The organism is Streptomyces sp. NPDC058872, from assembly GCF_042743065.1.
Classification (GTDB): domain Bacteria; phylum Actinomycetota; class Actinomycetes; order Streptomycetales; family Streptomycetaceae; genus Streptomyces.
Map to the genome: position 1 here is coordinate 69,425 of NZ_JBHYMK010000016.1, position 20,872 is coordinate 90,296.

Annotated in this window: 24 protein-coding genes and 1 pseudogene; 15 read left to right on the forward strand and 10 right to left on the reverse strand. The window is 71.3% G+C overall.

The features are described 5' to 3' along the window. Nucleotides 1–110 precede the first annotated feature (110 nt). A complete protein-coding gene (locus tag ACFW22_RS12910) occupies nucleotides 111–1,388 on the reverse strand; it encodes an MFS transporter (RefSeq protein ID WP_386402373.1) in 1,278 nt (425 codons plus the stop codon). Between the two features lie 330 nt (nucleotides 1,389–1,718). Here ACFW22_RS12910 and ACFW22_RS12915 point away from each other — a divergent pair, with 330 nt between their 5' ends. The 7 genes from ACFW22_RS12915 (at nucleotide 1,719) to ACFW22_RS12945 (ending at nucleotide 7,200) form a co-directional block, all read left to right on the forward strand. Further along, on the forward strand, nucleotides 1,719–2,042 hold the full coding sequence (locus ACFW22_RS12915; protein WP_386402376.1) for a rhodanese-like domain-containing protein: 324 nt from the start codon (nucleotides 1,719–1,721) through the stop codon (nucleotides 2,040–2,042). Between the two features lie 95 nt (nucleotides 2,043–2,137). Next, nucleotides 2,138–3,535, forward strand: coding sequence for a rhodanese-like domain-containing protein (locus ACFW22_RS12920; RefSeq protein ID WP_386402379.1), 1,398 nt, complete (start codon nucleotides 2,138–2,140; stop codon nucleotides 3,533–3,535). Nucleotides 3,536–3,629: 94 nt separating this feature from the next. Continuing rightward, entirely contained in the window at nucleotides 3,630–4,208 is a 579-nt protein-coding gene (locus ACFW22_RS12925) for a rhodanese-like domain-containing protein (RefSeq protein ID WP_386402382.1), read from the forward strand. Then, the gene (locus ACFW22_RS12930; RefSeq protein ID WP_386402385.1) at nucleotides 4,205–5,119 is read left to right on the forward strand and encodes a sulfite exporter TauE/SafE family protein; all 915 of its coding nucleotides are present in this window, start codon (nucleotides 4,205–4,207) and stop codon (nucleotides 5,117–5,119) included. Before ACFW22_RS12925 ends, ACFW22_RS12930 begins: the two co-directional genes overlap by 4 nt. Nucleotides 5,120–5,167: 48 nt before the next feature. Next, nucleotides 5,168–5,431, forward strand: coding sequence for a metal-sensitive transcriptional regulator (locus tag ACFW22_RS12935; RefSeq protein WP_386402388.1), 264 nt, complete (start codon nucleotides 5,168–5,170; stop codon nucleotides 5,429–5,431). A 173-nt stretch (nucleotides 5,432–5,604) separates the two neighbouring features. Further along, nucleotides 5,605–6,195 carry a HutD family protein gene (locus ACFW22_RS12940; RefSeq protein ID WP_386402391.1) on the forward strand — a complete coding sequence of 197 codons (591 nt, stop codon included), beginning with the start codon at nucleotides 5,605–5,607 and terminating at the stop codon, nucleotides 6,193–6,195. Nucleotides 6,196–6,297: 102 nt separating this feature from the next. After that, a complete protein-coding gene (locus ACFW22_RS12945; RefSeq protein ID WP_386402394.1) occupies nucleotides 6,298–7,200 on the forward strand; it encodes a DUF3626 domain-containing protein in 903 nt (300 codons plus the stop codon). Nucleotides 7,201–7,290: 90 nt separating this feature from the next. Here the strand turns inward: ACFW22_RS12945 and ACFW22_RS12950 are convergent, their stop codons facing one another. The 3 genes from ACFW22_RS12950 to ACFW22_RS12960 all read right to left on the reverse strand — a co-directional run bounded on the left by ACFW22_RS12950 (nucleotide 7,291) and on the right by ACFW22_RS12960 (nucleotide 8,758). Beyond that, nucleotides 7,291–7,500 (reverse strand): hypothetical protein, encoded by a 210-nt coding sequence (locus ACFW22_RS12950; RefSeq protein ID WP_386402397.1) that lies wholly within the window; start codon nucleotides 7,498–7,500, stop codon nucleotides 7,291–7,293. Nucleotides 7,501–7,503: 3 nt separating this feature from the next. Beyond that, nucleotides 7,504–7,896 carry a carboxymuconolactone decarboxylase family protein gene (locus tag ACFW22_RS12955; RefSeq protein ID WP_384885091.1) on the reverse strand — a complete coding sequence of 131 codons (393 nt, stop codon included), beginning with the start codon at nucleotides 7,894–7,896 and terminating at the stop codon, nucleotides 7,504–7,506. 421 nt (nucleotides 7,897–8,317) lie between these two features. Next, nucleotides 8,318–8,758, reverse strand: a complete 441-nt coding sequence (locus tag ACFW22_RS12960; RefSeq protein ID WP_386402400.1) for a VOC family protein — start codon at nucleotides 8,756–8,758, stop codon at nucleotides 8,318–8,320. Between the two features lie 446 nt (nucleotides 8,759–9,204). Here ACFW22_RS12960 and lanL point away from each other — a divergent pair, with 446 nt between their 5' ends. The 6 genes and pseudogenes from lanL to ACFW22_RS12990 all read left to right on the forward strand — a co-directional run bounded on the left by lanL (nucleotide 9,205) and on the right by ACFW22_RS12990 (nucleotide 15,323). Next, nucleotides 9,205–11,928 carry a class IV lanthionine synthetase LanL gene (gene lanL, locus ACFW22_RS12965; RefSeq protein ID WP_386402403.1) on the forward strand — a complete coding sequence of 908 codons (2,724 nt, stop codon included), beginning with the start codon at nucleotides 9,205–9,207 and terminating at the stop codon, nucleotides 11,926–11,928. Nucleotides 11,929–12,148: 220 nt separating this feature from the next. After that, nucleotides 12,149–12,304, forward strand: coding sequence for a VenA family class IV lanthipeptide (locus ACFW22_RS12970; RefSeq protein ID WP_384885086.1), 156 nt, complete (start codon nucleotides 12,149–12,151; stop codon nucleotides 12,302–12,304). Between the two features lie 117 nt (nucleotides 12,305–12,421). Next, a complete protein-coding gene (locus ACFW22_RS12975; RefSeq protein ID WP_386402407.1) occupies nucleotides 12,422–13,531 on the forward strand; it encodes an ATP-binding cassette domain-containing protein in 1,110 nt (369 codons plus the stop codon). Next, a complete protein-coding gene (locus ACFW22_RS12980) occupies nucleotides 13,528–14,382 on the forward strand; it encodes an ABC transporter permease (protein ID WP_386402410.1) in 855 nt (284 codons plus the stop codon). Before ACFW22_RS12975 ends, ACFW22_RS12980 begins: the two co-directional genes overlap by 4 nt. A gap of 83 nt (nucleotides 14,383–14,465) precedes the next feature. Then, nucleotides 14,466–15,200, forward strand: a complete 735-nt coding sequence (locus ACFW22_RS12985; protein WP_386402413.1) for a hypothetical protein — start codon at nucleotides 14,466–14,468, stop codon at nucleotides 15,198–15,200. A 35-nt stretch (nucleotides 15,201–15,235) separates the two neighbouring features. Beyond that, nucleotides 15,236–15,323, forward strand: a pseudogene (locus tag ACFW22_RS12990). A gap of 331 nt (nucleotides 15,324–15,654) precedes the next feature. Here ACFW22_RS12990 and ACFW22_RS12995 read toward each other — a convergent pair. Further along, entirely contained in the window at nucleotides 15,655–16,038 is a 384-nt protein-coding gene (locus ACFW22_RS12995) for a VOC family protein (RefSeq protein ID WP_386402416.1), read from the reverse strand. A gap of 259 nt (nucleotides 16,039–16,297) precedes the next feature. Between ACFW22_RS12995 and ACFW22_RS13000 the strand changes: the two genes are divergently transcribed. Continuing rightward, nucleotides 16,298–17,215 (forward strand): NAD-dependent protein deacetylase, encoded by a 918-nt coding sequence (locus ACFW22_RS13000; protein WP_386402418.1) that lies wholly within the window; start codon nucleotides 16,298–16,300, stop codon nucleotides 17,213–17,215. Between the two features lie 97 nt (nucleotides 17,216–17,312). Here ACFW22_RS13000 and ACFW22_RS13005 read toward each other — a convergent pair whose 3' ends face one another. Further along, the gene (locus tag ACFW22_RS13005) at nucleotides 17,313–17,837 is read right to left on the reverse strand and encodes an ATP-binding protein (RefSeq protein ID WP_386402500.1); all 525 of its coding nucleotides are present in this window, start codon (nucleotides 17,835–17,837) and stop codon (nucleotides 17,313–17,315) included. Between the two features lie 426 nt (nucleotides 17,838–18,263). On the opposite strand from ACFW22_RS13005, the gene ACFW22_RS13010 reads away from it, so the two are divergent. Then, nucleotides 18,264–18,587, forward strand: a complete 324-nt coding sequence (locus tag ACFW22_RS13010) for a hypothetical protein (RefSeq protein WP_386402420.1) — start codon at nucleotides 18,264–18,266, stop codon at nucleotides 18,585–18,587. A 151-nt stretch (nucleotides 18,588–18,738) separates the two neighbouring features. On the opposite strand, the gene ACFW22_RS13015 is transcribed toward ACFW22_RS13010, so the two are convergent. The 4 genes from ACFW22_RS13015 to ACFW22_RS13030 all read right to left on the reverse strand — a co-directional run bounded on the left by ACFW22_RS13015 (nucleotide 18,739) and on the right by ACFW22_RS13030 (nucleotide 20,794). Beyond that, nucleotides 18,739–19,206: a hypothetical protein gene (locus ACFW22_RS13015; RefSeq protein ID WP_386402422.1), complete on the reverse strand. Its 468-nt coding sequence runs from the start codon at nucleotides 19,204–19,206 to the stop codon at nucleotides 18,739–18,741. A 19-nt stretch (nucleotides 19,207–19,225) separates the two neighbouring features. Continuing rightward, entirely contained in the window at nucleotides 19,226–19,477 is a 252-nt protein-coding gene (locus ACFW22_RS13020; protein WP_386402424.1) for a hypothetical protein, read from the reverse strand. Between the two features lie 110 nt (nucleotides 19,478–19,587). Continuing rightward, nucleotides 19,588–20,217: a class I SAM-dependent methyltransferase gene (locus ACFW22_RS13025; RefSeq protein ID WP_386402426.1), complete on the reverse strand. Its 630-nt coding sequence runs from the start codon at nucleotides 20,215–20,217 to the stop codon at nucleotides 19,588–19,590. Nucleotides 20,218–20,326: 109 nt separating this feature from the next. Beyond that, nucleotides 20,327–20,794: an RrF2 family transcriptional regulator gene (locus ACFW22_RS13030; protein WP_386402428.1), complete on the reverse strand. Its 468-nt coding sequence runs from the start codon at nucleotides 20,792–20,794 to the stop codon at nucleotides 20,327–20,329. Between the last annotated feature and the right edge of the window lie 78 nt (nucleotides 20,795–20,872).

Below are 20,872 nucleotides of genomic sequence, written 5' to 3' on the forward strand. Positions count from 1 at the left end.
CGGGGAGGGCCGTCGACTGGAGGCCGATCGGAAGGGAACGGTCGCGCCCGGGCGGGACCGGCGGCACGCACGGTGTCCGGCCGGGGTCCGAACCGTGCTCCAGGCAGTCGTCAGGGCTCCGCGCGTTCGGTGATCCAGCGGGCGGCGAGGGCACCCGACGCCGCGGTGAGGAGGGCGGCGGCGATGATCGTGGCGTTGATGCCGAGGGCGTCCGCGAGAACCCCTGCGACCAGGGCTCCGACGGCGTAACCGAGGTCGCGCCAGAAGCGGTAGGTCCCCAGGGCCTTGGTGCGCCAGGAGGGGTGGGTGTGGTCCGCCAGGGAGGCGATGAGGGCGGGGTAGACCATGGCGGTGCCGAGTCCGAGGGCGACGGCGGAGAGGATCCCCGCGAGCAGCGGGCGGTCGAGCAGGGCGAGGGCGAGCACGAAGCCCGCGGCCTGGACGGTCATTCCGGTCACGATGAGGGGTTTGCGACCGATGCGGTCGGCGAGGTGGCCGGTGGGAATCTGCCCGAGTCCCCACAGGAGGGGGTAGAGGCCCTTGATGAGGCCGACGGCCGCGAGGCCGAGTCCGTGGTCGGTGAAGAGCAGGGGGAAGACGCCCCAGGTCAGGCCGTCGTTGAGGTTGTTGACCAGGCCCGCTTGACTGACGCCGCGCAGGGAGCGGTCGCGCCAGGAGGTGCGCGCGAAGATCCGGGCCAGGCCGGTGTCCTCGCCGGTGGGCAGGGGCTCGGCGTGCCGGGCGAGTTCGAGGGCGACGTGCGCGGCGGTGTCCCGTACCACGAGGGTGAGGGCGAGGCCCGCCACCACGAAGACGACCCCGATGAGTTCCGGGACGGGGCGGAGGCCGTAGCCGGTGGCGAGGTAGCCGGTGGCCAGGGCCGTGACGCCGACCGCGGTGTACCCGGCGGCCTCGTTCAAGCCGGTGGCCAGGCCGCGGCGGGCGGGGCCGACGAGGTCGATCTTCATGTTGACCGTCATCGACCAGGTGAGGCCCTGGTTGAGGCCGAGCAGGACGTTCGCGGCGACGATCCAACTCCAGGACGGCGCCCAGGCCAGGACGAAGGGGACGGGGGCGCCGATCAGCCATCCGGCGAGGAGGAGTTGTCTGCGGCGGAAGCGGGCCGTCAGCGCTCCGGCTGCCAGATTGGTGACCGCTTTGGTCAGGCCGAAGGCGACGATGAAGGAGAAGACCGCCAGGTCGCTGGTGAGGCCGAAGGTGTCGGTGCCGATGAGCGGAACGGTGGTGCGCTCCAGGCCCACCAGGCCGCCCACGGCAGCGCTGACGATGACGAGCAGGGAGAACTGGAGCCGGTTCTCCCGGAGCCCGAGGCGCACGGGGTGGCCGGGGGTCCCGGTCGGTGCCGCGGTGGTGCGCGTGGCGTTCACGAGGGGTGGTTCTCCCTTCCTCTTCGGCCGGACGGCGGCCGGGTGGTGTGCGCCCGGGCCGGTCACGGACGTACCCGTGCGGGTGGCACCCGCGGGCGCCTTCCCCGGGAGTCCCTGACTGCCGGGGCGCAAGATCACTGACGGTCCCGCCTGCCAGCAGACGTCATAGCCGCAGGCCAGAATACCCCTATGGGTATCAAATGCGTATCCCGGAGCGATCACCTCCCCCTTCCCTCTCAATACCCATGGGGGTATTTGACTTCCTGACGGAGTCCCCTTACGGTCGAGTACGTAAATACCCGGGGGGGTATCACAGCAAGGGATGTCTCGATGCGTGAAGTGAATCTGGACGTTTTCGCTGCCGAGCTCGCCCACGGAGCGTTCGTCATCGACGTCCGCGAAACCGACGAGTACGCGGCCGGGCACGTGCCGGGAGCCTTGAACACCCCGCTCTCGACCCTCGGTTCCGCCCTCGGCGGTCTGCCCGGCGACCGGCCCGTCTATGTGATCTGCGCCAGCGGCAACCGGAGCCTCTGGGCCGCCGAGCACCTCGCTGCACTCGGGATGGACGCCGTGTCCGTCGCGGGCGGAACCGCGGGCTGGGCCCGGACCGGACGCCCGCTCGCGCACGGCACGACCGCCCGCGCCGCATAGACGGCGCCCGGATCCGGCCCACCGGGCGCGCAGCCGCCCTGCACCCCCACACCCCTGCACGCCCCTCGGCGTGTGCTCCTCACGAAGGGATTGCCGTGTTCTTCACCCAGTACTACCTCGACTGCCTCTCCCAGGCTTCGTACATGATCGCCGACGAGCGCACGGGGCGAGCGGTGGTCGTCGACCCCCGTCGAGACGTCTCGGAGTACCTGGCCGATGCCGCCGCCCACGGATTCACCGTGGTCGGCGTCATCAACACCCACTTCCACGCCGACTTCGTGGCCGGCCACCTGGAGATGGCGGACGAGACCGGCGCCTGGATCGGTTACGGCCGGAACGCCGAGACCGAGTACCCGATCCGCAAGCTCTCCGAGGGCGAGCGCATCTCCCTCGGCGACGTCACGCTGGAGGTCCTGGAGACCCCGGGACACACCCCGGAGTCGATCAGCGTCCTCGTGTACGAGCGCGCCGAGGACAAAGTGCCGTACGGGGTCCTGACCGGCGACGCGCTGTTCATCGGCGACGTCGGCCGTCCCGACCTCCTCGCCTCGGTGGGGGTGACCGCCGAGGAGCTCGGCGCGATGCTCCACGACAGCGTCCAGAACAAGCTGATGACCCTGCCCGACGAGGTCCGCGTCTTCCCCGCCCACGGCGCCGGCTCGGCCTGCGGCAAGAACCTGTCGACCGAAAAGCAGTCGACCATCGGCGAGCAGCGGGCGACCAACTACGCCTGCGCGCCGATGGGGCGCGAGGAGTTCGTCGCGCTCGTCACCGCCGGCCAGTCGGCCGCCCCCGGCTATTTCGCGTACGACGCCGAGCTCAACCGCAAGGAGCGCGCCCGCTTCGACGGCTCCGCCCCCCGCCCGCTGGACCTCGCCGAGTTCACCGCGTTGCGGACCGCGGGCGCGATCGTGGTGGACGCCCGCGATCCGCAGGAGTTCGCGGCCGGACACCTGCGGGGCGCGGTGAACGTGCCCGCAGACGGTCGCTTCGCCGAGCAGGCCGGCACCGTCCTCGCCCCGGCCGCCGAGCTGGTCGTCATGGCGCCGCAGAACCGGGAGGAAGAGGTCGTCACCCGTCTCGCCCGGATCGGCTTCGACCGGGTCGTCGGCTATCTGCGGAACCCCGAGGACGCCCTGGAGGCACTGGCCGACGACGTCACCCCCGCGAGTCGGATCACCGCCGCCCACCTGCGCACCGTCCTGGCCGGAGGGCGACCGCCGGTCGTCGTGGACGTCCGCACCTGCGGCGAGCGCGCGGCGAACGGCTTCATCGAGTCCGCCCTGCACATCCCGCTCAGCGAACTCCCGCACCGCGCCCAGGAACTGCCCGCCGACCAGCCCCTGGTACTGCACTGCGCCGGCGGCCACCGCTCCTCCATCGCGGCGAGCCTCCTGCGGCAGCAGGGCTTCCGGGACGTCTCCGACGTCCTCGGCGGATACGCCGCCTGGGCCCTGACGGAACCCTCGACGACCGAACCCCTCGGCGTCTGACCGCACCCACCGCCTCCGGGCCCCGTGGAACACGGGGCCCACCCCCTCGCCCGCACCCCTACGGGCCCGAGGGCCCTTCGCGAAACGGAGTCCCATGAACACCGCCCCCTCGTCCACCCTCTCCCCCACCGTGCTGCACCAGCTCGTCCAGGAAGGGCGGCCTCCGCGACTGCTCGACGTGCGCACGCCGGGCGAGTTCCGGACGGCGCACATCCCGGGCTCGTACAACGTGCCCCTGGGCACCCTGCGCGAGCACCGCACCGAGCTCCTGACCCACCTGGACGAGGACGTCGTGCTCGTCTGCCGCTCCGGGACGCGTGCCACCCAGGCCGAAAGGGCCCTGGCCGAGGCGGGCCTGCCCAACCTCCGGGTCCTGGAGGGCGGCATAACTGCCTGGGAAACGGCCGGAGCACCCCTCAACCGGGGTCCGGAGCGCTGGGACATGGAGCGTCAGGTCCGCCTCGTGGCGGGCTCGATCGTCCTGGCCACCGGGCTCGTCGGCCTCTTCGTCCCGGGCGCCCACCTCATCGGCACCGCGATCGGTGCCGGCCTGACCTACGCGGCCCTCAGCAATTCCTGCGCCATGGGCGTCATGCTCTCCAAGCTGCCGTACAACCGCGGCCCGCGCCCCGACATCCGCACCGTGATCGCAGAGCTGCGGAGCACCCCGTGACCGCCCTGGTCATCGCGGCGTCCCTGCTCGTGGGCGTCAGCCTCGGCGTCCTCGGCGGCGGCGGCTCGATCCTGACCGTGCCGATCCTGGTCTACCTGGCCGGGCAGGACACCAAGGAGGCGATCGCCACCTCGCTCTTCGTGGTCGGCGTCACCAGCCTCGCCGCACTCGTCCCCCACGCGCGGGCCCACCGGGTCCGCTGGCGGACCGGGCTGCTCTTCGGCGCCTTCAGCATGGTCGGCGCCTACGGCGGCGGACGGCTCGCCGAGTACGTCCCGGGCACGCTCCTGCTCGTCTCCTTCGCCCTGATGATGCTGGCAACGGCAGCGGCGATGCTCCGCAAGCCCCGCCCCGGTCGGGAGAAGGCGCGGCGGGCCCACGCCGACCTGCCCCTGAAGCACATTGCGGTGGAAGGGCTCGTCGTGGGCGCGGTGACGGGCCTGGTCGGCTCCGGCGGCGGCTTCCTCGTCGTCCCCGCACTCGCCGTCCTCGGCGGGCTGCCGATGGGCGTTGCGGTCGGCACCTCACTGCTCGTGATCGGCATGAAGTCCTTCGCCGGGCTGGCCGGGCACCTCTCCGGCGTCGAGGTCGATTGGGGCCTGGCCCTGCTCGTCACCGCGGCGGCAGTGGTCGGCAGTCTGGTGGGCGGCCGGCTCGCGGGGCGCATTCCCCAGGACGCACTGCGCACGGCGTTCGGCTGGTTCGTCGTCGTCATGGGCGTCTTCGTGCTCGCGCAACAGCTCGACGCGTCCCTGTGGACCCGGCCGGCCACGTGGGCCGTACTCGGAGCCGCACTGGCCGGCGCGATCGTGGTGCGGACACGACGGAGCTCCCCACGCCCCCGCCCCTCCGTGACCGAGGCGCGCGCCCTCCCCGTGGAGGAACAAGAGGAACAACCGGCGAAGTCCTGATTTATACCCCTTGGGGTATTCTAGAGGCAGGGGGCGAAGGAGGACTCCATGCACGTGGACGAAGAATCGGTACGGCCCGTCCTGAACCGGCTGCGGCGGGCACAAGGACAACTGGCCGCAGTGATCACGATGGTCGAGGACGGACGCGACTGCAAGGACGTCGTCACCCAGCTCGCCGCCGTCTCGCGCGCCCTGGACCGCGCCGGGTTCAAGATCGTGGCGAGCGGAATGCGACAGTGCCTCACCGACGACTCCGACGCCCCCGCCATGACCCAGGAGGAGTTGGAGAAGCTCTTCCTCACCCTCGCCTGAGCCCGCTCTCCCCCGTGCTCCCGTCCGGGCGCGAGGGGGCACCGCATACACTTCGTCCACCAACCCGAGGGCCGGCGCACGGGAGGGGAACCTCCCACCTCCCGCACCACCACCGCGGTGGTGGTGCGGGTGTGCTGCACGACCGGTACCGCACACGAGTCAGGAGCCCGCAGATGCACGCCTTCGACGTCAAGACGCTGACGGCGGGGCGATGGCACAACGGAGGCGGTGCGACGCGGGAGATCGCCTCGCACCCCGCGGGAGCGGGCGTGTTCGAATGGCGGGCCAGCTTGGCGGACATCGACCGGAGCGGGCCGTTCTCGGTGTTCCCGGGGGTCGACCGGACCCTCACCCTGGTGGCGGGGGACGGAATGCGGCTGTCCTCACCCGGGCTGCGCACCCCGCTGGTGGCGCGCACGGGCGAGCCGCTCGCGTTCTCCGGTGACCTCGCCGTCGACGCCGACCTTCCCGACGGCGCGTGCCGGGCGCTCAACGTCATGGTGCGGCGGGGACGGTGGACCGCCCGGGTGCAGCAGGTCACCGCCCCCGTGGCACCGCCCCCCGGTCACGCCGGGGTGCTCCACGTCCTACGCGGTCGCTGGCGGACCGGTGACGGCACGAGCGTCCTCGCCCCCGGTCAGGGCCTGTGGTGGCACGCGGACGAAAAGGCTCCGAACCACGCGGCGGCACCGCTCTCGGCGGACGCCACGGCCTTGTGGGCGGATCTCGCACCCTCCGGTTCTGCCCGGCCCGCGGGCGGGTGACCACCACCCCGCCCACGGGCGTGCGGGCCCAACGGCACGCGGACGGACCGTCGAGGGACAATCCACGTGCGCCGGTCGACCGATCGGGGAGATGCTGTGCGCATGCGCCACACGACCTCCCGGACGTCGCAGGAACGAGCCCTTGAGCACGTCACGGAGCTGGCGTCGGGCCCTCCGGTGGACCCGAGCCTGCGGGTGACCCTCAACTTCCATCCGGACCGTTTGCTGGATGACAAACCCATCGTGGACGCCATGGCAGAGGAGGGCTTCTACCGCTCCCAGTTCGTCACCGGAACCAGCAACGGCGGACTGACCGCACGTCCCGGTGGCGACCGGTGGCGCTGGGAGAGCCGGATCTTCAACGGGGCGTACGACGGAGCAGCCGCCCACGAGCGTCCCGTCTACGGGGCCCTGAACTTTCGCCGGAAGCCGGTCGGCGCGGCACCGCGGTTCGGCTCGGCCCACTTCCGGCTGACGGCAGAAACGCTGGTGCGGACCACCTTCTGTTACCCGGACAGCTCCTCGGATCCCTCGGACTTCGGCGTCACGGACCGCCTCGGGCTCGTCGAGCTCGCGCTCGCCGACCGCCGGGACGAGCTCGACGACTACATCGAGGCGCAGGTGCACGGCCCGGTACGACCGGACCGCCATGCGGAGGCCCTGGTCCTGGACCCCTGCTACCGGGGCACGGCGGTCGAGGCCGCGGCCCAGCGACTCGGCTGTCCCGTCGAGTGGCACTCCGGTTTCCGACTCGAGGTGGAGGAACTCCGCCGTCACCCCGACTACCGCGGCCAGGAGTACGTCGATCTGGGCACCCGGATCGCCGTCGACCGCGTGCTCGATCCGCGCATCGTCGGGGATGCCGCACGGAGCGGACTCCACGACCCGCAGGCCGTCAAGAAGGTGTGGCACTACCTCGCGCGGTTCGGCGCGTGCCGCACGGCCCCGGACGGGTCGGCGGGACCGGCGCCGGCAGCGGAAGCCGCACCCGACGGCCCTCGCTGAGGAACCGGTACGGACGTGTGGGACCCGCTCTTCCCCGTCCTTCCGGGCGCGACGCCGCACTCGTGCGCCCCCGGAGGGCGATCGGCCCCTTCAGGCCCCGTTCGGGCCGGACGTGTCGTGCAGGCGGCGCGCCTGCGCGTCGTAGTCGCGGAGGACGTTTCTGAGCTGGTCCAGCGACTCTTCGGGAATGTCGGAGGGAGCGGACTCGGCCACGAATCGAGCGGCGGCCACCAACGCCGCGAACTCGAAGGGATGGGCCGTCGCACGCAGGATGCCGGGCCTTGCCCACTCAAGCTGCACGGGTCAGCCCTTCGACGACAGGTAGGCCTTGATCTCTCCGAGTTCCCGCTCGAAGTCGTCGTAGTCCTCGCGGATGCCGTTCAGGTAACCGCTCCAGCCGAGGCTGTTCTTCGCGTAGTGGACCGCTTCCTGGATCTCTTCGTCCGTGGCGCCGAACAGTTTCGCGGCCTCGGTGTGGAAGAGCGTGCAGTAGCGGCACTTCGTCTCCGAGTGCAGCGCGATCCCGATCAGTTCCTTGTACTTGTTCGGAATCAGCGTCTCGCCGAGCTCCAGCTTCTTGAAGATCTCCCACTCGTGGTCCAGCAGGTCATCGGGGATGCGGGAGAAGAAGTGGGGAACGAGCCCCAGCGTCTCCTTGATCTCCGCCTCGACTTCGCTCCGCGTGCGGCCCGCCATGGTGACCACTCCTCTCGGCCTCGCGAAACAGGCGCCCCTGCTTCCACGCTAGAACAGGCCCGTGGGCACGGCGACTCCTGCCCGTGCGGCTTCGCCGCGCCACCCGGACGGAAGGCCGTGCAGGCGCGCCACCGATCGATCCGGCGGGCGGGGACCCGTCCGCCGCGGACGTCGAAGCCCGGTCCGTGGGTCGACGGCGGGGGCGGGCCGCGGGCGGGCACCGTCCGCCGCACCGCGTGTCGTCAGCGTGACGGTCGCGCAGGCGAAGGCCCGCACCGCCTCGACGACGACCGCGCCCCGGGGAGCTCCCGGGGCTTCCTCGGTGCCGACGCGGCGATGGTCCGTGCCCTCGCCCTCTCCCCCGTGCACCCCACACGTCCCCCGGGGGCTCCACCCGACCGAACGCGCGACCGCCGGGACTTCAGCCGAGTTGCTCGGCCAGCCCGACGATGATGCCCTCGGGACCGCGCACGTAGCAGAGCCGGTACGCGTCTTCGTACCGCACCACTTCGCCGATGAGCTCCCCGCCCCGGGGAAGGAGCCGGGCGAGCACCTCGTCGAGGTCGTCGACGGCGAACATGACGCGACGGATTCCCCGTGCGTTCACCGGCGGGTTCGGCGGCTCACCGCCGACCGCCTCCGGCGTGTGGAACTTCGCCAGTTCGATCCGGCCGGGGCCGTCCGGGACGCGCAGCACGGCGATCTCCTGCCGGACGCCGGTCAGCCCGATCACGCGCTCGACCCATTCGCCCTCGACCGGCATCCGTCCCTCCACCTCCATTCCGAGTTCGACGAAGAACGAGAGGACGGCGTCGAGGTCGTCGACGACGAAGAGGACGTTGTCCATCCGTTGAATCGCCATGTGCTTCTCCCTGCTGCGACGGGGCCGCGTCCGCCCCTGCCCTCGGGACGCCGGGCCGTTGCGGCCATCCTTCCCCACCCGGTCCCGTGGCCCCCGCGACGCGGCGGGGTCCGTCCTCCGCGGGCCGTTCGGCCATCTGCGCCGTGCGGGGAGCGAGGCGGGCGGGAAAACCCCGGCCCGCCGACGAGCGATCCGGTGGGGCGCCGCCCGCGCCCTGGGCGCCATGACGCGCCCACCGCTCTGACCAGCAATTTTCCCTCCGTGGAGAGGGCATCTGACGGAGCTTCATTGATGCGCCTCTGACTGCGCCGGGCGCGCCTCTTGTCAGGGTTACAGCGCTGAGCGCTCGCTGGATCAAGTGAATACGGGTGGCAGTGTGTTGGTCTGGTTATGCGATCGGGCACCTTCCTGCCAACGGCGGTTCTCACCGTTGAGAGGGACACGCAATGACGAGTCACGCTACCGAAGTTGAACTGGAAGACGTTCTCCACCAGGCACTCCGCGCGACGGGTTCGGACGCGCGGTGGGCGGTCGACACCGACGAGATGTGGTGCCGGGTCTCCTCCCCCTCCGGGGTACAACGTGCTCAGGGGTGGAAGCTGCACCTGTCGGCAACGGCCGCTTCGGCGCCCGAGGTCCTGAAGAGGGCGCTGGGGGTCTTGCTGGCAGGAGGGTCGGGGTTCAAGTTCGCCCGGTCCCTGGAGCAGGTGAGCGCCCTCAACTCTCGCGCCACGCCGCGGGGGAGCTCGGGCAAGTTCATCACCGTCTACCCGTGCTCCGATGCCGAGGCGGCCGAGCTCGCCCGGGACCTGCACCAGGCCACCGCGGGGCTCGCGGGGCCACGGATCCTGTCCGACCAGCCGTACGCGGTGCAGAGCCTGGTGCACTACCGCTACGGGGCGTTCGTCGGACGGCGACGGTTGTCGGAGGACGGCCTCCTGGTGTGGTTCATCGAGGATCCCGACGGCAACCCCGTGGAGGACAAGCGCACCGGGCAGTACGCTCCGCCGTCCTGGGCCGTCTCCCCCTTCCCCGCCGTGGCGCCCGTGGCACCGCGCAACGAGAAGAAGGCGGCCGGACCGGTCGTGCTCGGCGGTCGCTTCGCGGTGCGGGAGGCGATCCGGCAGACGAACAAGGGCGGCGTGTACCGCGGCAGCGACGTCCCCACCGGCGCGGGTGTGGTGATCAAGGAAGCCAGGCCGCACGTGGAGGGCGACGCATCCGGCGGTGACGTCCGGGACTGGCTGCGCGCCGAGGCACGAACGCTGGACCGGCTCAAGGGCTCGGGGCTGGCCCCGGAGTCGCTGGCCCTGTTCGAGCACGGCCAGCACCTGTTCCTGGCCCAGGAGGAGGTGCCGGGCGTGACCTTACGCACCTGGGTCGCCGAGCACTTCCGCGATGCGGACGGTGAGCGTTACCGCGTCGACGCCCTGGCACAGGTGGCACGCCTGGTGGACCTCGTCGCGGCGGCGCACGCCCGCGGCCTGGTCCTGCGGGACTTCACGCCGGGCAACGTCATGGTCCGTCCGGACGGCGAACTGCGCCTCATCGACCTGGAGCTCGCCGTCCTCCAGGACGAGGCCGCCCTGCCGACCCGGGTGGGAACGCCCGGCTTCAGCGCCCCCGAGCGCCTGGTCGACGCACCCGTCCGTCCGACGGCCGACTACTACAGTCTCGGCGCCACCGCGTGCTTCGTCCTGGCGGGGAAGGTCCCGAACCTCTTGCCGGAGGAGCCCGCCGAAAGGCCGGAGGAGGAGCGACTGGCGTCCTGGCTGACGGCTTGCGCCGGACCGCTCCGGCTGTCGGACGGCGTGGTGGAGATGCTGCTGGGACTGATGCGGGACGACCCGGCCGCGCGCTGGGACCCGCACAGGGCCCGCGAGGTCCTGCGGAAGGAGGCTCCGGCGGTGCGGCCCCGCGTCGTCACCGTGGAGGTGTCGGGTGCCGGGGGTCGCGCGGACGCCCACGCGGTACGGGACGCCGACGCGCAGGAGGAACAGGCGCAGGACGCGCTGGTGGCCGGCGTGGTCGAGCACCTCGTCGCATCGATGGATCCATCGGACGACCGGAGGCTGTGGCCGGTGTCCACGAGGGCCGGCGAGACCGACCCGTGCACCGTGCAGCAGGGTGCGGCCGGGGTGCTGGCCGTCCTGACGCGGTACTTCGAGCACACCGGGGACCCGCGCCTGCCCGAACTGATCGCCACCGCCGGTCGTTGGGTCGCGGACCGCGCCGGTACCGGTTCCACGCGCCCCGGCTTGCACTTCGGTGCCGGTGGAACCGCCTGGGCGCTCTATGACGCGGGGCACGCCATCGACGACCGCAGGCTGATCGACCGCGCCCTGGACCTGGCCCTCGCGCCCCAGCAGGTGACGCCCCACTACGACATCACCCACGGCTCGGCGGGCAGCGGGCTCGCCGCCCTGCACCTGTGGCAGCGCACCGGGGACGCACGCTTCGCCGAACTGGTCGTCGCCGCGGCCGACCGGCTGGCCTCCGCCGTCGACCCGGCGGCGACCGGAGTGGGGTGGCCCGTGCCGGGGGAAGCGGCGTCCTCCGACCCTCCGGAGGGCGGGAAGCGATATCTCGGCTTCGCACACGGAACGGCCGGCATCGGCTGCTTCCTCCTCGGTGCCGCGACCGTCTCGCAGCGCGCCGAGCACATGGAGCTGGCCGTCAGGGCCGGTGAGCAACTGGTCGCCGACGCCGTCCGCTCCGGCGAAGCCGCCCAGTGGCCCGCCCAGTCCGGAGACGTGCCCACGGCCGCGTACTGGTGCCACGGCGCGGCGGGGATCGGGAGCTTCCTCGTCCGCCTGTGGCAGGCCACCGGGGACGACAGGTTCGGCGACCTGGCCCGACGCAGTACGCACGCCGTCGCCGAGCGCTCGTCCCGTGCTGCGCTGGCCCAATGCCACGGGCTGGCGGGGAACGGTGACTTCCTCCTCGACATGGCCGACGCCACCGGTGACCCGAGCTACCGGGCGCTGGCGGCCGAGGTGGCCCGCCTCGTCCTGACCGAGGGCGCGCGGCGACGCGGTCACATCGTCTTCCCCACCGAGTACGGGGACGTCTCGACCAGTTGGAGCGACGGGTCCGCCGGCATCCTGGCCTTCCTCCTGCGGCTCCGGCACTCCGGCCCTCGCCACTGGATGGTCCGGGCGACGGCCTGAACCGCGGACGTCCCTTCGCCGACGGGGCCCGCCTGATGTGTTCCCCACGCGCTCGACACCCCCGTGCGGGAACCCCGCGCCCCACCGGAACAACGGATCCGCAGGATGTCCTGCCCTCCTGCGGATCCGTCCCACAGACCCCCGGCACCGGCCCGTCCGGATACCGGGTCGAGCGACGGAAATCATTCCGCCGCCATCTCAGAGAAGAAGGAGAAATCCCATGGAGAACAAGGACATCGAGCTGCTCGCCCACCTCCACGCTCTTCCGGAGACCGACCCGGTCGGCGTCGACGGCGCGCCGTTCGCCGCGACGTGCGAGTGCGTCGGCCTGCTGACCCTCCTCAACACCGTCTGCATCGGCATCAGCTGCGCGTAAGACCCCCAGCACCATCCGGCCGGCGGCTGTCCCGGGCAGCCGCCGGCCGGACCCATGGATCGATCCGGCGCGTGATCCGTCCGCGGCCGGTGACCCCACAGACGAGGACCAGACCTGATGCAGCGACCTGCCGGTGATGACGATCTCGCCCCAGCGGCCCTCATGACGGCCGCCGCTCCCGCGGACCCGCGCGAACCCCCGAATCCGGTGTATGCCGTCCGCACGCGCGGTCTCCTCAAGAGTTACCCGGGTCCGGAGGGCACCCTCACCCATGCCGTGCACGGCTTGGACCTGGACGTGCTGAAGGGCGAGACCTTCGCTTTCCTCGGGCCCAACGGGGCGGGCAAGTCCACCACCATCGCCATGCTGTGCGCGCTGGCCCGCCCCACCGGCGGCGCCGCCACCGTCGCCGGAGCCGATGTGCTGACCCAAGCCCATCAGGTCCGTCAAAGGGTCGGCATGCTCTTCCAGCACAGCGCAGTCGACCCCGATCTGACGGTCGAACAGAACTTGCACATTCATGCCCGGCTCTTCGGCCTGTCCCGTCGCCGCGCCCGCGAACGTGCCGCCGAGGTGCTTTCGACCGCCGACCTGACCGACCGTCGCCGCTCCCCCGTGCGCACCCTGTCAGGCGGCATGCGCCGCCGTCTGGAGATCGCCCGTCAGCTGCTGCACGCGCCCGAGGTCCTCTTCCTGGACGAGCCGACCACCGGCCTCGATCCGCACGCCCGTGCCCAGGTCTGGGAGCACCTGCGCATGTTGCGCGAGAGCCAGGGCAGCACGCTCTTCGTGACCACCCACTACCTGGAGGAGGCGGAGAACTGTGACCGCATCGCGATCATCGACCGCGGTCGCCTGGTGGCCCGGGGCACCCCCCAGGGCCTGAAGAGCGCGATCGGGGACGACCGGGTCCTCCTCCACACCGGTGACGACGCTGCGGCCCTCCGGGTCGTCCGTCAGGTCGCCCCTTCCGAAGGCGCCGTCACCATGGGGGCGGAGGGCATCTCCCTCCGGGTGCCGGACGGCAGCGGATGGATCCCGCGTCTGTGCGCAGCCCTGGAGGCGCGGGGCATCGCCGTGCGCTCCGCGTCCGCGACCCCGCCCACGCTCGACGACGTCTTCTTCCACCACACCGGCCGCAGCCTGGACGCAGGGCACACCGCAGGCCCGAGCACGGTCGGCACCGGTGCGCACGCGGCCGCGAGGGAATCCGGAGGCAGCCGATGACCACGCTCTCCTGGCAGGTTCCGGACGCGCCCGACGCCCGCCGGGGCACCCGGTTGCGGCGCGAGTTGCGCGCCGTCCACGCCCTGATCCACCGCGATCTGCTTCGCTTGGCCGGTCAACGCACCCACACGGCGCTGCTGTTGATCCACCCCTTGCTCTACCTCGTGATCCTCGGCGGCGGACTGGCCGCCCTGATTCCCCAGTCCTCCCTGGGCGTCAGCTACCAGAGCTACCTCTTTCCCGGCATGCTGATGATGACGGTGCAGACCCCGGCCATCATGGTCGGCATCCGGATGATCACCGATCGGGAGATCGGTTACCTGCGCGAGCTCCTCATGGCGCCGGTACACCGTTCCACCCTGCTCCTGGGTCACTGCGCCGGAGGCACCCTGACCGCCACCGTCCAAGGGGCGGTGCTGTTGAGTCTGGCCGGTGTCGTCGGCCTCCCCTACGACCCGGTCCTCCTGGTCCTGCTCCTCGGCTGCATGGTGCTGGCCTCCTTCACGATCACTTCCCTGGCCCTGGCCCTGGCCGTGACCCTGCGCAGGGCCGAGACGTTCCACACCCTGCTCGGCCTCGTGATGATGCCGTTGTTGTTCCTCTCCGGCGGCTTCTTCCCACTGAGCGCCTTGCCCGGCTGGGCCCACACGCTCGCCGCGGCCAACCCCCTCGCCTATGCGGTCGACATGCTCCGCCGCACCATCGTGCTGCGGGTGCCGGATCAGGCGGGTGTCAGCGGCATCGAATGGGCCGGTCACCAGCCGCCGCTGCCGCTGGAGGCCGGTCTCCTCCTGGCGGCCGGGGCCATCGCCCTGGTCTGGGCCGCTCGCCGTTTCAACCGGCCCGAATGACCGCTGCACCGCTCCTGCGGGCGGGACCGGGCCCGGTGGAAAATGGTTCGACCGGGCCCGGTGCGCGTCCTAGAGTCGACGACGTGGCAACGAAACTCAATCAGATCATCGCAGTGGAGAAGGGCGTCAAGTCCCGGGCGCACCAGGACCTGACGGCGGCGCATCACGGTCTGCAGAAGCCCGCTTTGCTCGCCGGACTCTCCCGCACGTACCAGCCGAAGGACGAGGAGGGCGAGCAGTTGCCGCCCGAGTCGACGCTGGTGCAGGTGAAGGCGGAGGACGTACTGCGGGACACCGCACGGGCGTTGACCCGTCTCTTCGATGTGACGGCCACCAAGGACTGGGCGAACTGCGAGGCCCGTGCGGACGTCACGGTCGACGGGCGGGTGCTCGTGGAGCGGGCTCCCGTCGCCTACCTCTTGTTCCTGGAGAAGCAGCTCGCCGACATCAACACCTTCGTCCGCAAGCTGCCCGTGCTGGACGCCGCCGAGTCGTGGACGCAGGACCCGTCGACCGATGCCTGGAAGACCGAAGTGGTGCGCACGGTCCGCACAAAGAAGGTCCCGCGCAACCACGTCAAGGCGGAGGCCACGGACAGGCATCCGGCACAGGTCGAGGTCTACTACGAGGACGTGCCGGTCGGTTACTGGACCACGGTGAAGTTCTCGGGCGCGCTACCGGCCCGACGGATCAAGGAACTGCTGGAGCGCGTGGAGAAGCTGCAGCAGGCGGTGAAGTTCGCCCGCGAGGAAGCGAACGGCACCGAGGTCACCGACCAGCGGGTCGGTGACGCCGTCTTCGGCTACCTCTTCGGGTAGCCGGGACGCCATGGACTCCCCGGCCGCAGGACGCGGCCGGGGTGCGCGAGGAGCGCAAAGCTGAAGCTGAGCCTTGTCGTGACATCTGCGGTTCCAGTGGGGGTTCGACTCCTCCCCCCGGCACTTCTCGCCGGGGTGGCCCAAACAGGCAGAGGCAGACCGCGGTCAATCTCAGACTATTGCTCCAGACTCAGCATGCGCCGCTCATCGCCGGATCGACCGGGCCCGGGCCCTGGTGCGTCGAAATGCCAGTTCGAATCTGGTCCGCCGAGCTCGATCGGCGGTGGTCCAACGGCAGGACGCGACGCAATGACGAATGACCCGGGTCCTCAAGCGTGCCGGCGTGCGATGGGGAGCGGCATCAACAGGGTCCGGGGGCAGGCTACGCCCTCGGACCCGCTCCTCTTTGCCCGTGCGTGCGAGGCCCACCGGGCGTCGGCCACCGCTCCGGGGGTCAGGAGTCCGTACCGGCTCGATCGGACGTGCTGCGTAGGACGCAGAACTCATTGTCCTCGGGGTCGGCGAGGACCGCCCAGCCCGAGCCGTCGGGGTTCCGGTGGTCGGCGACGAAGCGGGCGCCGAGGGCCAGCAACCGTTCCACTTCCTGATCGCGCGAGCTCTCGGGCCGCAGACACAGGTGGATCCGGTTCTTGATCGTCTTGGGCTCCGGCACTTGGTTGAAGTACAGCACCGGTCCCTCCGTCAGCAGCACCTCCGTCTCCCGGTCCCCCGGTCTGGCGTCGGGGTGGAGCGGGCGGCCCGTCGCTCCGCTCCAGAACCGGGCCAGTTCATAGGCATCCGCACAGTCGATCGCCACGTTCTGCAGTACCGAGACCATGGGGGCGAGCCTTGCGGATCTCCTCGCCGCGCGCCACCGGATTGCCTTGTTCCCCACCCGCGGCCATGCCGGAGCCACGCGGTCCGGGGCCTGCCCGGACCGCGCACCCGACGGCAGCCCCTCCCCCACGCTGCGTGACGCATCCGATCCCGCAAAGGACTTCCCGGCTTCGGCGGGCCCCTTCGGCTTCGGTGGGGCTCCTTGGGCCTCCGGGCGCGGGACGAGCGGGGGGCGCGGGCCGTTCCGTACCCTGGGCTGCATGCGCATGCGCCCCACACTCAGCTGGACGCCCACCGAGGACCTGCCGCCGGGCACCACGGACCTGGGGCCGGTCGTCGATGCGCTGGGCACCAAGGACGTGCTGGTGCTCAGCGGCGCGGGCCTCTCCACGGAATCGGGCATCCCCGACTACCGCGGCGAGGGCGGCAGCCTGCGGCGGCACACTCCGATGACGTACCAGGACTTCACCGGCAGCGCACGGGCGCGACGCCGCTACTGGGCGCGCAGCCACCTCGGCTGGCGCACGTTCGGTCGGGCGCGCCCCAACGCCGGGCACCGGGCCGTGGCGGCATTCGCCCACCACGGCCTGGTCTCGGGAGTGATCACCCAGAACGTCGACGGTCTGCACCAGGCCGCCGGCAGCGAGCACGTGGTGGAACTGCACGGGAGCCTGGCCCGTGTCATCTGCCTCTCCTGTGGTGCCCTCAGCCCGCGTCGCACACTGGCCGAGCGACTGGAAGAGGCCAATGCGGGCTTCGAGCCGGTGGCCGCGGGGATGAATCCCGACGGCGACGCCGACCTCAGCGACGAGCAGGTCGAGGGGTTCCGGGTGTTGCCGTGCACCGACTGCGGCGGCGTCCTGAAGCCGGACGTGGTGTTCTTCGGCGAGAACGTCCCGCCGCCACGGGTCGAGCACTGTCGACGGCTGGTCGACCGGGCGAGCGCACTGCTGGTCCTGGGTTCCTCACTCACGGTGATGTCCGGCCTCCGGTTCGTCCGACAGGCGGCCGAGGCGGGAACGCCGGTACTGATCGTCAACCGGGACCCGACCCGCGGTGACCAGCTGGCTGCCACCCGCGTGGCCCTTCCGCTCGGCACGGCCCTCACGTCCCTCGCCGACCGCCTGGGCGTCTCCGTCGGCCACGGAGCGGAGCGCGACCGACGCGGCGGCTCGTGAGGTGTTGCCCGTTTCCCGATTCGGCCGAAGCACACCGGTCGTCACCAAGGCGGGCCCCTTGGCACCTGCGAGGCCGTGACGCCGCACGCCGTTCGTTTCAATCCTTGACGGCCTCCGCGATCTGCAGGGCGGCCTGGGCGGGCGTGAGGCGCGTGGTGTCGACGACCTCGGCCTCGGCGTGCAGCCACGTGCGGGCCGCCTCGGCGTAGGGCTTGAGGTAGTGAAGACGGAACGGCGAGTCGGGGCCGACGACGGTGTCGCCCGCAATGCGCCCGCGGAGAGTGTCCTGGTCTGCGTGGAGGACGAAGTGCCGGAGCGGAATGGCATGCCGAGCGAGGCCCGAGCTGATCTCGCGCCAGTACTGCTCGACCAGGACGGTCATGGGAACCACCAGAACGCCGCCGGTGTAATCGAGAACGCGTCGCGCGGTCTCGACCACAAGGGGCCGCCATGGCGGCCAGTGCTGAAAGTTGTCGGTGGCGGGCAACCCCGGTGTGATGTCCATGAGCGTCTCGCCGACCTTCTCGGCGTCGAACACCCGTGAATCCGGGATCAGCTGCTGCACGAGCGCACCGGTCGTCGTCTTGCCCGCGCCATGGGTGCCGTTGAGCCATACGATCACGGGACTCGACGCTAGCGCCGTGCGGTCCGCAGGAACAGGGACGGCAGGAACCGGCTCACTGATGGGGCCGGCGTGGAGCTGCTCGTCGCGGTTCTCGACGGCCACCCGCCTCCTGGTGGAGGCGCCGACGTCGCCCGCGGTGGGGACGTGGGCCGTGAGCGGGTGTCGGGCGTGGCACGGGTGCCTCCGATGCTCACTGGCCCCGCACCGAGGGGCCGACGCCTCCTGCGGAAGCTCCGGTGCCGCACGACCGCATCACCGACCCGTCAAGGGCTTCCCCGTTCTTCGCCGTGCATCGTTCGGAACGACAGGGGCGGTCGCTCCTGCAGGAAGGCGCTGACCCTGCGACGACGGGGGCTGCGCGTTGCCGCCGAAGGATGCCAGCAGCTAGGTTCGTGCCGTCGACACCTGAGAACGGGAACGCGCGTGAGAACCGAAGTGCAGATCTTCGTCGCCGACGGTCCACTGCCCGACTGGGATTCGTCCGAGGAGGAGATCGACCGGCGCTGCCAACAGCTGGGGGCGATCGCCCGCCCCGTCACCGCCGAGGAAGCCCAGGCATTGGCCGGCTGCTTCGGGCCCGACGACTGCTACGGCGTCGGTTGGACGCTGATCCACCTCATCGAAACGGCACCCGGTCCCTTGCCCGTACTCCCCCGCCCCCATGCCGAGGACGCCACCTGGGACGTTCCCCGGGGGCGTTGGCACCGGCATGACGTCGATGAAGGCCAGGACGGGGACTCCGGCTGATCGCACCTCGCGGGGACTCGGGTTGATCGCACCTCGCGCAGGAACCGCACCGGCCTCTTCTCGCCCGCTCGTCGACTGCCCGTGGCCGCGGAAGGCCTTGATCCGTTCTCCTGCTACGGCCGAAGCCACCCCGGCCCGGTCGGCAGTGCGCTCAGGCGGAAGCCGCGATCCAGGCATCGAGTTGTTCCTTCGTCGTGGCGGGGTCGGCCACCATTTCGGCCAAGGTGTCGTCGGTGCGGTGACGCGTCGCGACCGCCGGGCACCGCAGGCATGCGTCGACGCCCCTCTGGGTCCACCACTGGCAGCTGGTCCGGAGGTGACATCGCGGGACGGAACGGCCCTGGCCGGCGACCGGGCGCGCCAGCACACGCTCGACGAGCGTGCAGTCGGCGCCCCTGCGGTGCAGGCAGTCGCTCGCGCAGTGCGAGGCGAAGCGCAGGATGCGGCGCGGCTCGATGCCCTCCGGGACTTCGCCCAGCACTTCGGAGGCCGGCACGGGATCGGCCAGGTAGACCACGCTCCCGTCCTGCCCGGAGCGCACGCCCAGGACGACGGACTCCGGCCTGTCCGCCTCACCGCTGGGGCACCAGGTCTGCCGTACGGACTCGTTTCCGCCCACGACGGTCACCTCCCCGGCCTCAGCAGGCGGCGCGTGCGCCGACGCGCGTCACCTGGCCGCCGGTGCCGCCGCCGACGTCAGCTGCGGCGGCGTCCTGCTGCTCCAGTTCGGCCGCCGCCCTGATGCTCTGCTTCAGCTGGGTGACCGAGGTGATGCGGTCGGATGCGGTGGGGGTCTGCTCGCTCGCCGTGACGGCCACTGCGGCAACGAGGCTCGCTGCCAGCAGTGCGGCCGTCCCGGTCGCCGCCGTCCGACGGGTCGGGTTCTCCATGTCGTACTCCTGTCTCGCCGTGGTGGGAATTCAGGAGCGTAGGGAAGGGGAAGGCCCGTGAGCGGTGGTGAGCAGCGGCAGTCCAGCGGCAGTTGCCGACCGGAGGCGTCCTACGGGAGTCGGGCGAGCACATGGGCGTCGAGGAAGCCCCGCTCGGAGGCCGGGTCGTGGAGGAGGCGGGCGGGGATCACGAATCCGGCTCCCCTGAGCATGTCGACGAACTGGTCCACCGGCCAGCTGTAGGCAGGCGTCACCTTGTGGTCGAAGCGGACCGGCTCCGATCCTCCGGTCGCGAAGAACGAGACCAGGAACAGGCCTCCCGGTGCGAGGACGCGTACCTGCTCGGCGAGCAGCGCGGGCAGTTCCTCGGGCGGGGTGTGGATCATCGAGTAGTGGGCCAGGACACCGCCGAGCGCGTCGTCGGCGACGGGGAGGGACTCCATCCGCGCTTCCTCGAACCGCAGCGTCGGATGGGCCGCTCGGGCGTGGTCGATCATGGCCGGGGAGAGGTCGAGTCCGTGGGGCTGGAGGCCCAGGTCGTGCAGCACGGCCGTCAGGTGTCCGGGACCGCATCCGACGTCGGCCACTTGGAGGTTGCCCCCGCCGCGCACCAGTTCGGCGAAGGTGTTGAGCATGGCGCGCGCGAACGGTCTCGTCTCCAGCCGATCGGCGAACATCGACGCGTACAGGTCGACGACGGCGTCGTAGGCCGCCCTGGTCTCGTTCTGGTGATCCGTCACGGGCGTGAACCTAACACCCCTACGACCACGAGGTTTTCGAGCGGCACCGACAGGCGGGACGGGCCACCACCGGAGGGGAACCGACCGTCCGACGGTCGTGCGCACCCGGCTACCCGTGCGGGTACGTCCGGACGTCCTCGTTGTATGCGGAGGCGCGTTCCCGGACGAGGTCCGGCAGCGTCCCCGCCGTCAGGTCGGCGAGCGTCGTGCCTTCCAGGACCTGGCGGATGCTGGTGCGCACGGCACGCCACACGTCCGGCAGGGGCGCAGCCGCCCCTTGGTAGGCGAGGCCCGTCAGTTTCAGGTCACGGACACTGACCAGCGGGCCGTCCATCGCCCGGATGATGTCGGCGAGGCTGATCTCCGCCGGAGGACGGGCCAACGTGTAGCCGCCGTCGGGCCCTCTGACGCTCACCACGAGACGGGCCTGCCTCAAGTCGCCGAGTACGACGAAGAGGAAGCGGCCGGGAATGTCCTGGCGGCCCGCAATGTCCTCGGCCTTGCGCGGCCGGTCCGGGGTGTCGGCCAGTTCCGCCATGGCCCGGAGGGCGTAATCCGTTCGTGCAGAGATCCTCACCGGGCCAATGTCTCACAGCGGTTCGGGGATCCGGCTTCGGTACGGACGGGGCCCTGCTGCCTTCCCGCTCTCCCGCTC